Source organism: [Clostridium] aerotolerans DSM 5434 (genome assembly GCF_000687555.1).
GTDB lineage: Bacteria > Bacillota > Clostridia > Lachnospirales > Lachnospiraceae > Lacrimispora > Lacrimispora aerotolerans.
Map to the genome: position 1 here is coordinate 96,032 of NZ_JHWJ01000004.1, position 15,500 is coordinate 111,531.

Sequence of the window (15,500 nt, forward strand, 5' to 3'; positions counted from 1 at the left end):
CCAATGATTTTTTCAGAAAAATTATTTGTATTAAGAAAGAGTAAGGGTCTCACTCAGGAGGAACTGGCAGAGCATTTAAATGTATCCAGGCAGGCCATAGCCAAGTGGGAGAGCGGGCAGGCATATCCTGATATCTCAAATATCATTGCAATTTCAGAATTTTTCAGGGTGACCATCGACCATCTGGTGAAGGATAACAACAACTGTACCACCGCTTTGGTCGGGCAGATTCCTTATGAAAAAGAAGAAGTAGTCAAATTTATGATTCAGGCAAAAAAGGAAACCTATGCGGCAAAAGCAGGAGAATGCGAACCAACCAGACCGAATTCCCATGATTTAAGATATGAGGAAGGGGATCTTCTCTATTATGATACGTATCTTGGAGGAGAATGCTTTTCAGGGGAAGAAGCCGTCTTTCAAAAAGGGATTCCTATCTTTTCCATGAATTACTGCGGAAGAGTCCTGGACCAGAACTTTAATAGCGATATTTTAAAAGCGGCCCTTCTTCTGGTCCCGGAAGATAAGCCATTTCGAGGACCAGCATTTTATCAGGAGAATGATTATATCTATAGCTGCAAGCTGACTGGTGATATGGATTGGTTTCAGGGCCATGAGGAAATCAGTTACAAAAATCAGCCTGTATATGAATGCTATTTCCATGGTGGAGCAATAAAATAAGTAAAAGATGACAGCAAATAAATGGTTCTGTCGCAAGGTAAGATTAAGGTTTTATGATAGAAAGCGGGCGGTTGACAATTATGGTCTGATATGGTAAACTGCGGAATGAGTTAGTTTAGACTAATTTAAATTAGTCAATAAAACTGCAAATCGTAATTTGCCCATAATCACATAATTAGGAGGATATTATGAGAAAATCATTTTTACCCAAGTTAACTGTCTTAGCAGCAGTATTTGCCTTAGCACTTACGGGCTGTCAAAGCAAGAGCAATAACACGACCTCTGCGGAAACCAGCGCAACGGAATCCGCTGAAACAACAACAGCGGAAACCACAGCAGCAGAAGCTACAACAGTGGAAGTTACTGATATCCATGGAACGGTTACTGTTCCTGTCAATCCAAAGACAGTGGTAGCTCTGGATAATAGAACCTTTGAAACTTTATCCGATTGGGGAATTAAGTTAGCAGCAGTTCCAAAAGGAGTTATGCCTGCAGATTCACCCTATGTAGCAGACAGTGAGGTTCAGGATATTGGAAACCACAGTGAACCAAATCTTGAAATCATTGCAGCAGCAGATCCTGAGCTTGTAATCGTGGGTCAAAGATTTGCCAGTTATTATGAAGAGATAAAGAAATTAGTTCCAAATGCAGCAGTAGTTGATCTTAGCTTCCAGGTTTCAAAAGAGGCTGGTAAGTCTGGCGAAAGCTTTGTAACTGGCCTGAAAGATTCCACCATCGCATTAGGTAAGATTTTTAATAAGAATGAAGAAGCGGAAAAATTGACTGCTGATTTTGATCAATCAATTGAGAAGGCAAAATCAGCCTATAATGGAACCGACAAAATTATGAGTGTTGTAGTTTCCGGTGGAGACATTGGTTTTTCAGCACCTGTTTCCGGTCGTGTATGGGGTCCTTTATATGAAGTGTTTGGCTGGAGTTCAGCCTTAGAAGTGAGCGGTGCTACCTCTGACCATCAGGGAGATGATATTTCTGTAGAAGCAATTGCACAGAGCAATCCAGACTGGATCTTTGTACTGGACCGTGATGCGGCAATCTCTTCCACAAAGGATGCGGTTCCTGCTCAGGATGTCATAAACAATTCTCCAGCGCTTCAAAACACGACAGCGATTACCAAGGGACAGGTAGTATATGCACCAAACGATACCTATACCAACGAATCCATCCAGACTTTTATAGAGTTATTTGATAACCTTGCCACTTCTTTGACCAAGTAGGATAAAGGATGTATACCATAATGCGGAAAAATCGAATCAATAAAAGCACAGGGGCTGAGAATTCTCAGCCCCAGAATTGTTCTAATAAGACATGGACAAAATCTTTTACTTTGGCAGTCATCTGTGTCCTCATGTTAGGTATCGTATCACTTTTTACAGGGGTATATGATATCAAGGGACAAGAGGATGGACTTCAGATGTTTTTTATTACACGCGTTCCAAGAACGGCGGCACTCATGCTCACCGGGGCAGCCATGTCCATGGCGGGGCTGGTAACACAGCTGATTACACAGAATCGTATGGTGGAACCGACTACAACGGGCACCATTGAATGGGCAGGCCTGGGGCTTGTTTTTGTTTATCTGGTAATACCGGCACCGACTCTGATGCAGAGAATGGCCGGCGCTATCCTTTTTTCTTTTATAGGTACTATGATTTTCTTTCTTTTCTTAAGAAAGGTCAAGCTTCGCTCGTCTTTAATCGTTCCTATCATAGGAATGATGCTGGGAGCCGTCATTTCCTCAATTTCCACCTTTATTGGCCTCCTTTTTCAAATGACACAAAGCATTCAAACCTGGTTCGTAGGTTCTTTTGCCCCGGTCCAGATCGGACGCTATGAGTATTTATGGCTCATTATCATTATTAATATCATCATTTTTTTCTATGCGGATCGGTTGACCTTAGCCGGATTAGGAGAAGATGTGGCAACAAGCCTTGGGGTAAATTATAATAAAATTGTAATCCTTGGCACGGGTCTTATTTCGGCAGCCGTTGGTATTGTTGCGGCTGTAATTGGAAATCTGCCGTTTTTAGGCTTAATTGTTCCCAATATTGTCTCCATGTATCGGGGAGATGATCTTAAGAGCAATTTACCCTGGGTATGTGTGCTGGGAATGGGAGCAATCACTCTTTGCGACATTATTTCCCGTACAATTATCATGCCTTTTGAAGTCCCTGTCTCTTTAATCCTTGGAACTGTGGGTGCGGTAATCTTTATCGTGATTTTATTGAAACAGAGGAAGTTATGATGAGCGAAATTATAGATAAGAATAAAAATACCGGGATGAATCCCGGAGTTGATAATAGAAGCAGATCAGCCAAAGCGTTTCGCTCCAGAAAAGAGGAGACGCGTTATTGGATATTGCTGATAACACTTATTGTTTTAGGTTCTCTTGCCACCTATGGACTTTTGGTTTATAACAATCCGGTTCCCATGGGTTCTCCCTCCTTTGTTCCCATTGTGAAACGGAGGCTGACCGCCATTATTGCGATGATCATTGCTGCTGTTTGTCAGAGCTTAGCGACCGTTGCATTCCAGTCCAGTACCAATAACCGGATTCTCACGCCTTCGCTTTTAGGGTTTGAGGCACTTTACTCCACCATACATACCTGTACCATGTTCTTTTTTGGTGCCGGTGTATTTATAAAATTCAAAGGGACTGGACCGTTTCTGTTTCAGGTGGCGATTATGGTACTCATGTGCTTAATCCTTTATGGCTGGCTGCTATCCGGAAAGTATGGTAATTTGCAGCTTATGCTTTTGGTGGGAATTATTATTGGAACCGGGCTTAAGTCGGTATCCTCCTTTATGAGAAAGCTTTTGGCACCGTCTGAGTTTGATGTGCTCCAGGCAAGATTATTTGGCTCTGTGAATAATGCAGATGCGGAGTATTTCCCGGTAGCCATACCCATTGTCATTATTACCGCCATATTGCTTCTTGCCTATTCAAAAAAATTAAATGTACTCTCCCTTGGAAAAGGTACCAGCACTTCCCTTGGGGTTCATCATAAGTCTGGAGTCATATATACTCTTGTATTAGTTTCGGTTCTGATGTCTATTTCAACCTCTCTGGTAGGTCCCCTTACGTTCTTCGGATTTTTAGTTGCCACCATGACATATCAGGCAGTGCCGACCTATGATCACCGATATGTGTTCCCAATGGCTCTTGCCATAGGCTTTTTGGTTTTAACCGGCTCATACTTTTTCATGTATCATGTATTCAGAGCCCAGGGGGTTGTATCTATCATCATCGAATTGTTTGGTGGAATTACATTTTTAGTAGTCATGCTAAGAAAGGGAACGTTATGATTGAGATTCTTAATGTTGAAAAAAAGTATTCAGATGAAGTAAAAATAGGACCTTTAAATATTCAAATACCAAAAGCCGGTCTTACTTCCTTAATCGGGCCAAATGGCGCTGGAAAATCTACTGCTCTGTTAATGATCGGTAGACTTTTAAATCTGGATGAAGGCCAGATCAAGGTAGCCAATATGAATGTTTCACAATCTAAATCACAGGACCTGGCAAAAATACTTACGATTTTACGGCAGGAAAATCATTTTGTGACCAGACTGACGGTAAGACAGCTGGCGGGCTTTGGGCGCTTTCCATATTCCAAGGGGAGATTGACAAAGGAAGATGAAATGATTATTTCCAAATATATTGATTTTTTAGATTTAGGTGATTTAGAGAACCGGTATTTAGACGAGCTTTCCGGCGGTCAAAGGCAGAGAGCTTATGTGGCAATGGTTTTATGCCAGGAGACGGAATATGTGCTTCTTGATGAGCCTTTGAACAATCTAGATGTTGCCCGTTCCGTCCAGATGATGAAGCATTTAAGACATGCTGCCAATGAATTTGGACGAACTATTCTGACTGTGATTCACGACATCAATTTTGCAGCCCAGTATTCGGATCGGATCTGTGCCATGAAAAACGGACAGATTGCCGCTTTTGGAACTGTGGAAGATATTATGAAGCCGGAGCTTCTGACGGATATCTTTGAAACAGACATAAATATTATGGAAGGTCCTAGCGGGCCAATCGCAATTTATTGATTCTATCATTCATGAAATTAAGGGGGAGGCTCATACCATAGTAGGAGTAATGGGAAGGAGCGTCATGAATGGAAGAATGGTTTCGATTATCGGAGGATGAAGCCCTGTCTCAGCTTCAGGCAAAGTGGTCAGGTCTGGATTCCGCAGAAATTATAAAGCGCAGAGAGAAGTATGGGGAGAACGCACTGTTAAAGGCAGAGCGAAAAAGTGCATTCCAGGTCTTTTTGGACCAGTTTAAGGATTTGCTGGTCATTATCCTGATTATAGCGGCGGTCATTTCCATGATATCCGGGGATGTGGAGAGCACCGGAGTCATTTTTGCAGTTCTTTTGCTGAATGCGGTGTTGGGAACCGTAGAAAATCAAAAGGCGGAGAAATCCTTAGACAGCCTGATGGCCTTATCCGCACCGGTAGCCGTAGTCATTCGGGAAGGCACCATACAGCAGGTGCTATCCGCAGAGCTGGTGCCTGGTGATATTCTTCTTCTGGAAGCAGGTGATATGGTGGCTGCCGACGGAAGGATGCTTGAAAATTACTCTCTTTTGGTCAATGAAAGCTCCTTAACAGGAGAATCCATTAATGTAGAGAAAAAAACAGGAAGAATCCGGGAAGAAAAGGTACCCCTTGCCGAGCAGAACAATATGGTCTTTTCCGGCTCTCTGGTAGCGGCAGGCAGGGCAAAGGTTCTGGTCACCGGAACTGGAATGAATACAGAAATCGGCAGAATTGCATCCTTAATGAATGATACCGGGGAGAAAAAGACCCCCCTTCAGGTAAGCTTAGATCAGTTTGGCAGCAGGCTGGCAGCAGGGATATTATTGATCTGCCTCCTGGTCTTCGGCTTAAGCATATACCGGAAGATGCCGGTCCTTGATTCCCTCATGTTTGCCGTGGCTCTGGCAGTAGCCGCCATTCCTGAGGCATTAAGCTCTATTGTCACCATCGTTCAGGCCATGGGAACCCAGAAAATGGCCCGTGAAAATGCCATCATCAAGGACTTAAAGGCAGTGGAAAGTCTTGGCTGCGTTTCTGTCATCTGTTCCGATAAAACAGGAACCCTAACCCAGAACCGAATGACAGTCCAGCAGGTCTATGTCAACAACCGCCTTTATACCCCGGAGATGTTAAACCCCGAAGTTCCAGTACATAAATATCTGCTCTATGATGCGGTTTTAAACAATGATTCCGCATATCACGACGGAAAGCTTCTGGGTGATCCCACGGAAGCAGCCCTCCTTCAGATGGCAGAGCGGGCCGGAGCAGAAGAAGCCGTCATTAAGTCTCATTATCCAAGAATCGGGGAAATTCCCTTTGATTCAGATCGAAAGCTGATGAGCACCCTTCACCCCATTGAGGGTAAGAAAATGCTTTTGACCAAAGGTGCCCAGGAAGTCCTTCTTCCAAGGCTTAAAAGCATCTGGACCAGTGAAGGCATCCGCCCTGTCCGGGAAGGAGATCTTCATGCCCTCATGGAGCAGAACATGGATTTTTCTGCCCAGGGCTTAAGAGTCCTCACTTTTGTATGCCGGGAAGTCGATAACAATGAGCCCCTGACGGAGAAGTCCGAAAACGGATACATCTTCTTAGGCATGGCAGCCATGATGGATCCCCCAAGACCTGAGACAAAGAATGCTGTCTTAAACGCCAAAAAGGCAGGCATCCGCCCGGTGATGATCACCGGGGATCATAAAGTGACCGCTGCCTCCATTGCAGAAAAAATCGGCATTATGAGTGACGGGGATATGGCACTCAGCGGCCCGGAGCTTGATGATATGACAGACGAAGAACTTTCAGGAAGGCTTGAGAAAATCAGCGTCTATGCCAGAGTCTCTCCGGAGCACAAGATAAGAATCGTCCGCGCCTGGCAGAAAAAAGGCCATATTGTAGCCATGACCGGGGACGGAGTCAACGATGCTCCCGCCCTTAAACAGGCAGACATTGGCGTTGCCATGGGAAAAATGGGAACCGAGGTTTCTAAGGATGCCTCAGCCATGATCTTAACCGATGATAACTTTGCGACCATCATAAAGGCAGTTGCCAATGGACGGAACGTGTATCGGAACATAAGAAATGCCATTAAGTTTCTCTTATCCGGAAACATGGCAGGAATCCTTTGTGTTCTTTACACCTCCCTTAGGGGTCTGCCCCTTCCCTTTGCTCCGGTTCACTTGTTATTCATTAACCTGCTGACCGACTCCCTGCCAGCCATAGCCATTGGCATGGAACGGGCTGAGGCGGATTTGCTGGCTCAGAAGCCCAGGAATCCAAAGGAAGGAATCTTAACCATGAGGTTTGTCCTTCAGCTTCTCTTTCAGGGAGCCTTAATAGCCATCTTTACCATGGGAGCTTACGGAACCGGCCTAGTTACCGGAAGCGAAGCCGCAGCCAGCACCATGGCATTTTCCACCCTGACCTTGGCAAGACTCTTCCATGGCTTTAACTGCCGAAGCAGCCATTCTATTTTTAAAATCGGCTTAAAGAGCAATCTATGGAGTATAATGGCCTTTGAGGCAGGAGCTGTGCTTCTTGCAGCCGTACTGTTTATTCCCGGCCTTCACACCCTTTTTTATGTGGCAGATTTGACGGGAAGACAGTTTCTCACGATTTTAATATTTGCTTTTATACCCACCCTTATTATCCAGGCGTTAAAGACCATAAGGGAAAGCCTTTATTGATAAAATAACGCTCTTAAAACTTGACATCATATACGGGTCATGTTACTATTTAAAATATATTAATAAATAGCCTAAGAGATGAAAGAGCCAGGTGATGAGTGCGGGGAACCGTTCATTTCCGAGGCTCTTTCTTTGCTGCTTGAGAAATTTTTAACAGACAGGCAAAAAAAGGTGTAATTGGAAGGGGAAGTTAATATGGGAAGTTACGTTATTGCCCTGGATCAGGGTACCACAAGCTCCAGATGTATCTTGTTTGATGAACAGGGAAACATCTGCAGTGTAGCACAAAAGGAGTTTACACAGATTTTTCCAAAGCCAGGCTGGGTCGAGCACGATCCCATGGAAATCTGGTCCTCACAGCTTTCTGTGACCATGGAAGCCATGGGAAAGATTGGTGCCCATAACAGCGATATTGCTGCCATTGGTATCACCAATCAGAGAGAGACCACCATCGTATGGGATAAAGAGACAGGGGAGCCCGTCTACCATGCCATTGTCTGGCAGTGCAGAAGAACCTCCGACAGAATTGAACGTCTAAAGGAGGATGGCCTGGAGAGTCTTATCATCGACCGGACCGGACTGATTCCGGATGCTTATTTTTCCGGAAGCAAGATTGAATGGATTCTGGACCATGTAGAGGGGGCCAGGGAACGGGCAGAGCGTGGGGAGCTTCTGTTTGGTACCGTGGATACATGGCTGATCTGGAACCTGACTAAGGGATGCATTCACGTAACCGATTATACCAATGCCTCCAGAACCATGCTTTATGACATTCATAAAAAATGCTGGGACGAGGACATTTTAAATTATTTCAGAATACCAAAATCCATGCTGCCGGATGTAAAACCATCAAGCTGCGTGTATGGCTATACCTCATCCGATGTCATGGGCGGAAAGATCCCCATTGCCGGAGCAGCCGGAGACCAGCAGGCGGCCCTTTTCGGCCAGTGCTGCTTTGAAGCAGGAGAAGTTAAAAATACCTATGGAACCGGTTGTTTCTTACTTATGAATACGGGAGAAAAGGCCGTTCGTTCCGAACACGGACTCCTTACCACCATCGCAGCCAGCGACCAGGAACAGATTCAGTACGCTCTGGAGGGCAGTGTCTTTGTAGCTGGAGCCGCTGTCCAGTGGCTCAGGGACGAGATGAGAATGGTACGGTCTGCGGCTCAGACAGAGGAATACTGCCGGGCGGTAGAGGATACCGGCGGCGTTTACATGGTCCCTGCCTTTGCAGGCCTTGGCGCCCCATACTGGGACCAGTATGCCAGAGGAACCATAGTAGGGGTCACCAGAGGTACCAGCAAGGAACAGTTCATCCGCGCCACCGTGGAATCTATGGCTTATCAGGTATCCGACGTAATCGAAGCCATGGAGCAGGATTCTGAGATTCACTTAAAGCAGTTAAAGGTAGATGGAGGTGCCTGTGCCAACAACTTTTTGATGCAGTTCCAGTCCGACTTATTAAACACACAGATTTTAAGACCGGAATGTATTGAGACCACAGCTCTTGGAGCTGCCTACTTAGCAGGTCTTGCAGTAGGATACTGGAAGGACAAAGAGGAAATTAAAAAGAACTGGAAGGTATCAAAGGTCTTTGAAACCCAGATGGAGGAAGAGTGCCGGAAAAAACGGATCAAAGGCTGGAAAAAAGCCATTAAATGCGCCCTTATCTGGTCTCAGGACGAGGATTAGAAACACTTGACACCGGGTCTTACCTGTGATAGCATGAAATTAATTAAATAACAAACCTTTGAGACGAGAGAGTAAGGAGATAACACGGATTAATCCGTTTATTTTCCTTGCTCTTTTTTACATTCAAAAATGAATATTCATTGGGCATATGGAGGAGAAAACATGAAGGAAATGCATTACGATGCGGCAATTATCGGCGGCGGCGTCATCGGATCGGCAATCGCAAGAGAGCTGGCCCGTTATGACATGAAAATCTGTGTGGCGGATCGGGAGGAGGATGTCTGTTCCGGTACGTCAAAGGCAAACAGCGCCATCGTCCATGCGGGATTTGACGCATACCCCGGATCCTTAAAGGCAAAGTTTAACCTGGAAGGCAATCGCATGATGGAAGAACTTTCTAAGGAGCTTGATTTTTCCTTTATAAAGAATGGTTCCCTTGTGCTCTGCTTTTCAGAAGAGGATAGGAAGGGATTAGAGGAACTCTATGAAAAAGGGGTTCAAAACGGCGTAGAGGGGCTTTCTATCCTGTCAGGAGATGAAGTCCGTAAGATGGAGCCTAATGTTACAGAACAGGTGGTAGGGGCACTCTATGCGCCCACTGGCGGCATCGTCTGTCCGTTTGGCCTTACTATTGCCCTGGCAGAAAATGCCTGTGACAACGGGGTGGAATTTCTTTTGAACACAGAGGTGACTGGCATTGAAAAGACCTCTGAGGGTTATGATTTAACGACAAACGAAGGAATCATCCATGCCACCTACGTCATCAATGCGGCTGGCGTATATGCAGATGAGTTCCACAACATGGTCAGTGAAGAAAAGCTTACCATTATCCCTAGAAAGGGAGATTACCTTCTTCTTGATAAAGAAGCAGGAACCCATGTATCCCACACGATTTTCCAGCTTCCAGGAAAGATGGGTAAAGGAGTCCTTGTCACTCCTACGGTTCACGGAAACCTTCTTGCTGGGCCTACGGCTTCTGATGTGGAAAGCAAGGAAGATGTAAGCACTACGGCAGGGGAGCTTTCCGATATTTTAACAAAGGCAGCGTTTGGCGTTAAGAATATCCCATTTCGTCAGGTCATCACCTCCTTTTCCGGCTTAAGAGCTCATGAGGTGGGCAACGATTTCGTTATTGGTGAAGTAAAAGATGCCCCTGGATTTTTTGATGCGGCTGGCATTGAATCCCCAGGGCTTACCAGCGCTCCTGCCATTGGAGTCTATGTTGCTGAGCTGGTGGCAGAAAAAACCGGTGCAAAAAAGAAAGCCGACTTTAATCCTATCCGTAAGGGAATCATTGATACAAGAAAGCTGACTTTGGAAGAACGGAGTAAGTTAATCAAAGAAGATCCAAGATATGGTACCATTATCTGCCGCTGTGAAGGCGTCAGTGAAGGAGAGATCGTAGATTCCATTACCCGTACTCTGGGAGCTGTTTCCCTGGACGGAATCAAGCGCAGGGTACGTGCAGGCATGGGACGGTGTCAGGCAGGATTTTGCGGGCCTAAGACCATGGAAATTCTGGCAAGAGAGACTGGCAGAGACATCGAAGACATCTGTAAGAACCGGCCAGGTTCCAATATGCTTGAAAAGGAAGAGGGAGGCGCAGCAAATGAGAGAGCATGACATTGTAATCATAGGAGGAGGTCCGGCAGGCCTTGCAGCAGCCGTCGCAGCCAGAAAAGAAGGAATCCAAGATATCCTCATTCTGGAGAGGGACGGAGTCTTAGGAGGAATCTTAAACCAGTGCATTCACAACGGCTTTGGACTTCATACCTTTAAAGAAGAGCTGACCGGCCCGGAATATGCCGCCCGCTTTATTGATATGGTAGAGGCTGAGAACATCCCTTATCTTTTAAATACCATGGTACTCGATATTAATAAGGACAAAGAAGTGACAATCATCAACCGGGAAGAAGGTCTTACGGTAATTAAGGCACGTGCTATCATATTGGCCATGGGCTGCAGAGAGCGCCCAAGAGGAGCCCTTAATATACCTGGCTACCGTCCGGCAGGAATCTATTCCGCAGGAACCGCCCAGCGCTTTGTGAACATGGAAGGCAAAACTGTAGGAAAAGAAGTAGTCATTCTTGGTTCCGGTGATATCGGCCTTATTATGGCAAGGCGTATGACCTTAGAGGGAGCCAAGGTAAAGGTGGTGGCAGAGCTGATGCCATATTCCGGCGGCTTAAAGAGAAATATTGTCCAGTGCCTTGATGACTATGGAATTCCACTGAAATTAAGCCACACCATAGTGGATATCCAGGGAAAAGAACGGGTCACCGGTGTCACTCTTGCGAAGGTAGATGAAAACCGCCGTCCCATTCCAGGAACAGAGGAAACCATAAGCTGTGATACCTTACTTCTTTCCGTTGGCCTTTTACCGGAAAATGAGCTTTCCAGAAGTGCCGGGGTAGATTTAAACCCTGTGACTTTGGGCCCACTGGTAGATGACAGCCTGGAGACCAGCGCAGAAGGCATTTTTGCCTGCGGCAACGTGCTTCATGTCCATGACCTTGTTGACTATGTATCGGAGGAGGCAGCCATGGCAGGTGTCAGTGCGGCTTCCTTTGTAACGATTGGGCAGAAAACCAGGACTGATTTTGTGGAAATAGCGGCGGAACAAGGGGTTCGTTATACCGTACCTCAAAGGCTTGATACAGAGCACATGAAAGATCAGATCACCGTAAGGTTCCGTGTGGCTGATGTTTATAAGGATCGTTACATCAGCGTTTATTACGACGGGGAGCGGGTATCCCACAAAAAGAAACGGGTGCTGGCCCCTGGTGAGATGGAACAGGTTATTATAAAGAAGGAAAGCTTAAGTGAATTTCCAGAACTTAAAAAAATCGTGATCTGTACGGAGGTGGAATAACATGGAGACGAGAGAACTGACCTGTATCCGCTGCCCACTTGGATGTCAGCTGAAGGTTACCATAGAAGAAAATGAGATTAGCGTAACAGGCAATTCCTGTAACCGGGGAATTGAATACGGGAAAAAGGAAGTCTTAAGCCCCACCAGAATGGTCACCTCCTCTGTTCGCGTCAAGGGAGGAGAGCACATCATGGTCTCCGTTAAGACCAGCCAGGATATTCCAAAGGATAAAATCTTTGACTGCATGGAAGAAATCCGTAAGGTTACAGTCAATGCGCCGGTTGCCATCGGCGATGTAATCATTAAGGACTGCGCCGGGACCGGCGTATCCATCGTGGCAACCAGGAATGTAGATACGAAATCATAAAGCGACCGAGAAAATACCCGGCAGGCACAGGAAGAAATGAGTGATTTTTGACCAATTCTTCCTCTTGCCGGGGCTTTTATTTCCAAAGAAAATGGGCAAAGGTCAAAAATAGCCTTGACGGTGGGGGAAAGGATTGATAAAGTAGAACAAGATCCATATTTTGTGGGTGTGGAGGAATATTGATGAAAGCAATGGAACTGTTGGAGACATCTCCAGTAATTGCAGCGGTTAAGGATGAAAACGGACTTCATAAATGCTTTGAATCAGACTGCCAGATGGTATTTGTCCTGTATGGAAATATTATTAATATCGGTGGAATCGTACGGCAGATAAAAGAACACGGAAAGTATGCGATTGTACATGCGGATCTGGCCCAGGGATTAAGCTCCAAGGAAATTGCTGTGGATTTTTTTAAGCAGAATACCTTCGCAGATGGGATTATCAGTACAAAACCTCTTTTGGTGAAGCGGGCCGTAGAGCTTGGCTTAATCGGGGTACAGAGAACCTTTATCATAGATTCTCTTGCCATGAGCACCATGAAGAAGCAGATTGATACCTTCCATCCCGATGTAGTTGAAGTGATGCCTGGTGTCATGCCCAAGGTGTTAAAAGAGATTCGTGCCTATACAAATATTCCCATTATTGCAGGCGGGCTGATATCTGATAAAAAGGATATTATTGCGGCTTTTTCCGCAGGTGCGGATGCAATCTCCACTACCAAGGAAGAGTTATGGTTCATGTAAAAGGAGGATGCAATGAAATTAGTTACATACGAGGTTGACCGGAGAAGAGATATCGGGGTCATGAGTAAGGATGAGACATGGGTCTTTCCTCTCAGGGCTTTTGGTATGGAGTACAAGGAGATGCTGGAGGTTGTAAAAGGACTGAGCCAGTCAGAACTTGATTTACTGGAGCATGCTTCCGGGCTAGACCCATACAGCAACAACATTGTGGGAGCTGCTATGAGAAAAGAAGTAAAGCTTATGGCTCCAATCTGCAGACCAGAGCAGGATATCATCTGTCTGGGGATCAATTACATGGAACATGCTGAGGAATCCGCACGCTTTAAAAAAGAACAATTCGATGGAACACGCGCCAATGCGGTTTATTTCTCCAAACGGGTGAATGAGGCCGTTGGTCCTTACGGAGACATAGAAAGCCACAGCGATATGGTGGATAGCCTGGATTATGAGGCAGAGCTGGCCGTGATCATTGGAAAAGACGCGAAAAATGTACCGGCAGAAAAAGCCAGAGATTATATCTTTGGTTACACCATCATAAACGATGTGAGCGCCCGCAACGTGCAGAATAAGCACAAACAGTGGTATTTTGGAAAGAGCCTTGACGGTTTTACGCCTATGGGTCCTTGCATTTTGACGGCAGCATCCCTTTCCTATCCTCCGGAGCTTACCATTCAGTCTAAGGTAAACGGAGAGCTAAGACAGGACAGCAACACAAAGCTTATGATCTTTCACATTGATCAGATTATCAGTGAATTATCAAAGGGAATGACTCTTCGGGCGGGAACCATTATCTCCACCGGAACTCCTAAGGGAGTTGGAATGGGATTTGAACCTCCTAAGTTTCTACAGGTCGGAGATGAAGTGGAATGTAAGATCGAGGGCATCGGTTCCATCATTAATAAAGTAGTTTAACAAAGAGAGTACGTTTACTTTAAAATCCTCCAATAAGGATGTTTACGAAAATCATAATTGTTTAGAACAATCAGACGATTACCGATAAAATGTAAATGATCTAAATTGGAGGATTTTTTTCTATATGGAGGCATGCAACTGGTATGTATTTTACTGGTTTTCTGTCTGTATAATGCACCTTGTGCCGGTGATCATGATGTTATAATGTTCCTGTCTGAAAGAACAGGTAGATGAACGAGGCAGGAGGAACATTATGTACACATTGGTAATTAACTGCGGAAGCTCTTCCCTTAAATTCCAGTTAATTAAGACGGAATCAGAGGAAGTGATGGCAATTGGACTTTGTGAACGGATTGGAATTGAAGGAAGCATGGTCACGTACCAGAGAAAGGGCGAAGAAAAGAGTGTGATGGAAGCTTCTATGCCCACGCACAAAGAAGCAGTTAAAATGATGCAGAAATTGCTTACCGATGAGCAGTCGGGTATCATAAAGAGTTTAAACGAAGTGGGTGCCGTGGGACACAGAGTGGCCCATGGAGGAGAGATTTTCACATCCTCCGCGCTCATCACAGAGGAGACATTAAAAGCCATTGAAGAGTGCTGTGCATTAGCTCCCCTTCATAATCCGGCCAGTCTCACCGGTATTCGTGCCAGCAAAGAGCTGATGCCAGATACTCCAATGGTAGCAGTATTTGATACGGCATTCCATCAGACCATGCCGGAGATGTCTTATCTCTATGGGATTCCATATGAATATTATGAGAAATACAAGGTTCGAAGATATGGATTTCACGGAACCAGTCACAGCTATGTTTCCATGAGGGCGGCAGAATATCTGAACAAAAATTATGAGGACATGAAGATCGTTGTATGTCATCTTGGGAACGGTTCCAGTATTTCAGCCGTACAAAATGGAAAATCAGTGGATACAAGCATGGGATTTACTCCATTAGAAGGACTCTTAATGGGAACCAGGAGCGGAGACATTGATCCTGGTGCCATACAGTTCCTCATGATGAAAGAGGACTTGACCATTGCTGAGATGCTTGACGTATTAAACAGAAAATCTGGTGTTCTTGGGGTGTCCGGAGTATCCAGTGATTTTCGTGATATTATGAAGGCAGCAGAAGAAGGAAATCACAGAGCGCAGACAGCCCTTAATTCCTTTACATACCGGGTCGTAAAATATATTGGAGCCTATGCAGCTGCTATGGGCGGAATCGATGCCATTGTGTTCACCGCAGGCGTAGGGGAAAATGATGGAAGCATGAGAAAGAAAATCTGTAATCAGCTTTCATTTTTAGGAATTGATTTAAATGAAGAGGCGAATTCAAAGAGAGGAAGCGAGCAGTTAATCTCTACCTCTGATTCAAAAGTCGCAGTCTTAGTGATTCCTACCAATGAAGAATTAGCAATTGCCAGAGAGACAATTTCTATTGTTCAGTAATCCATGTATCAATGGATACTAATAAATAAGCAAAAGGA

Annotated in this window: 13 protein-coding genes; all 13 read left to right on the forward strand. The window is 45.2% G+C overall.

The annotated features are described in order from the left end of the window. Positions 1-3: 3 nt before the first annotated feature. Positions 4-678: a DUF5680 domain-containing protein gene (locus T546_RS0107235; RefSeq protein ID WP_026891041.1), complete on the forward strand. Its 675-nt coding sequence runs from the start codon at positions 4-6 to the stop codon at positions 676-678. Between the two features lie 188 nt (positions 679-866). Beyond that, entirely contained in the window at positions 867-1,913 is a 1,047-nt protein-coding gene (locus T546_RS0107240; RefSeq protein WP_026891042.1) for a siderophore ABC transporter substrate-binding protein, read from the forward strand. Positions 1,914-1,933: 20 nt separating this feature from the next. Next, entirely contained in the window at positions 1,934-2,941 is a 1,008-nt protein-coding gene (locus T546_RS0107245) for an ABC transporter permease (protein WP_026891043.1), read from the forward strand. Continuing rightward, a complete protein-coding gene (locus T546_RS0107250) occupies positions 2,941-4,002 on the forward strand; it encodes an iron chelate uptake ABC transporter family permease subunit (RefSeq protein ID WP_026891044.1) in 1,062 nt (353 codons plus the stop codon). The genes T546_RS0107245 and T546_RS0107250 overlap by 1 nt, the downstream gene beginning before the upstream one ends. Next, positions 3,999-4,751: an iron ABC transporter ATP-binding protein gene (locus T546_RS0107255; protein WP_026891045.1), complete on the forward strand. Its 753-nt coding sequence runs from the start codon at positions 3,999-4,001 to the stop codon at positions 4,749-4,751. The genes T546_RS0107250 and T546_RS0107255 overlap by 4 nt, the downstream gene beginning before the upstream one ends. A 68-nt stretch (positions 4,752-4,819) precedes the next feature. Next, positions 4,820-7,426, forward strand: a complete 2,607-nt coding sequence (locus tag T546_RS0107260) for a cation-translocating P-type ATPase (RefSeq protein ID WP_026891046.1) — start codon at positions 4,820-4,822, stop codon at positions 7,424-7,426. A gap of 195 nt (positions 7,427-7,621) precedes the next feature. Beyond that, positions 7,622-9,121 (forward strand): glycerol kinase GlpK, encoded by a 1,500-nt coding sequence (glpK, locus tag T546_RS0107265; RefSeq protein ID WP_024837738.1) that lies wholly within the window; start codon positions 7,622-7,624, stop codon positions 9,119-9,121. 162 nt (positions 9,122-9,283) lie between these two features. Continuing rightward, positions 9,284-10,744: an NAD(P)/FAD-dependent oxidoreductase gene (locus T546_RS0107270; RefSeq protein ID WP_026891047.1), complete on the forward strand. Its 1,461-nt coding sequence runs from the start codon at positions 9,284-9,286 to the stop codon at positions 10,742-10,744. Further along, entirely contained in the window at positions 10,731-11,993 is a 1,263-nt protein-coding gene (locus tag T546_RS0107275; protein ID WP_026891048.1) for an NAD(P)/FAD-dependent oxidoreductase, read from the forward strand. Before T546_RS0107270 ends, T546_RS0107275 begins: the two co-directional genes overlap by 14 nt. A 1-nt stretch (position 11,994) precedes the next feature. Beyond that, positions 11,995-12,360, forward strand: coding sequence for a DUF1667 domain-containing protein (locus T546_RS0107280; RefSeq protein WP_026891049.1), 366 nt, complete (start codon positions 11,995-11,997; stop codon positions 12,358-12,360). A 182-nt stretch (positions 12,361-12,542) separates the two neighbouring features. Beyond that, the gene (locus T546_RS0107285) at positions 12,543-13,103 is read left to right on the forward strand and encodes a glycerol-3-phosphate responsive antiterminator (protein ID WP_026891050.1); all 561 of its coding nucleotides are present in this window, start codon (positions 12,543-12,545) and stop codon (positions 13,101-13,103) included. A gap of 12 nt (positions 13,104-13,115) precedes the next feature. After that, positions 13,116-14,015 carry a fumarylacetoacetate hydrolase family protein gene (locus T546_RS0107290; RefSeq protein ID WP_026891051.1) on the forward strand — a complete coding sequence of 300 codons (900 nt, stop codon included), beginning with the start codon at positions 13,116-13,118 and terminating at the stop codon, positions 14,013-14,015. Between the two features lie 253 nt (positions 14,016-14,268). Next, the gene (locus tag T546_RS0107295; RefSeq protein WP_026891052.1) at positions 14,269-15,462 is read left to right on the forward strand and encodes an acetate/propionate family kinase; all 1,194 of its coding nucleotides are present in this window, start codon (positions 14,269-14,271) and stop codon (positions 15,460-15,462) included. Positions 15,463-15,500: the final 38 nt, after the last annotated feature.

Bases quoted from the DNA above. Each gene is read 5' to 3' on its own strand.
- T546_RS0107270 (WP_026891047.1), top strand. From the start codon at position 9,284: ATGAAGGAAATGCATTACGATGCGGCAATTATCGGCGGCGGCGTCATC.
- T546_RS0107285 (WP_026891050.1), top strand. From the start codon at position 12,543: ATGAAAGCAATGGAACTGTTGGAGACATCTCCAGTAATTGCAGCGGTT.
- T546_RS0107280 (WP_026891049.1), top strand. From the start codon at position 11,995: ATGGAGACGAGAGAACTGACCTGTATCCGCTGCCCACTTGGATGTCAG.
- T546_RS0107295 (WP_026891052.1), top strand. From the start codon at position 14,269: ATGTACACATTGGTAATTAACTGCGGAAGCTCTTCCCTTAAATTCCAG.
- glpK (WP_024837738.1), top strand. From the start codon at position 7,622: ATGGGAAGTTACGTTATTGCCCTGGATCAGGGTACCACAAGCTCCAGA.
- T546_RS0107255 (WP_026891045.1), top strand. From the start codon at position 3,999: ATGATTGAGATTCTTAATGTTGAAAAAAAGTATTCAGATGAAGTAAAA.
- T546_RS0107245 (WP_026891043.1), top strand. From the start codon at position 1,934: ATGCGGAAAAATCGAATCAATAAAAGCACAGGGGCTGAGAATTCTCAG.
- T546_RS0107250 (WP_026891044.1), top strand. From the start codon at position 2,941: ATGAGCGAAATTATAGATAAGAATAAAAATACCGGGATGAATCCCGGA.
- T546_RS0107240 (WP_026891042.1), top strand. From the start codon at position 867: ATGAGAAAATCATTTTTACCCAAGTTAACTGTCTTAGCAGCAGTATTT.
- T546_RS0107290 (WP_026891051.1), top strand. From the start codon at position 13,116: ATGAAATTAGTTACATACGAGGTTGACCGGAGAAGAGATATCGGGGTC.
- T546_RS0107275 (WP_026891048.1), top strand. From the start codon at position 10,731: ATGAGAGAGCATGACATTGTAATCATAGGAGGAGGTCCGGCAGGCCTT.
- T546_RS0107235 (WP_026891041.1), top strand. From the start codon at position 4: ATGATTTTTTCAGAAAAATTATTTGTATTAAGAAAGAGTAAGGGTCTC.
- T546_RS0107260 (WP_026891046.1), top strand. From the start codon at position 4,820: ATGGAAGAATGGTTTCGATTATCGGAGGATGAAGCCCTGTCTCAGCTT.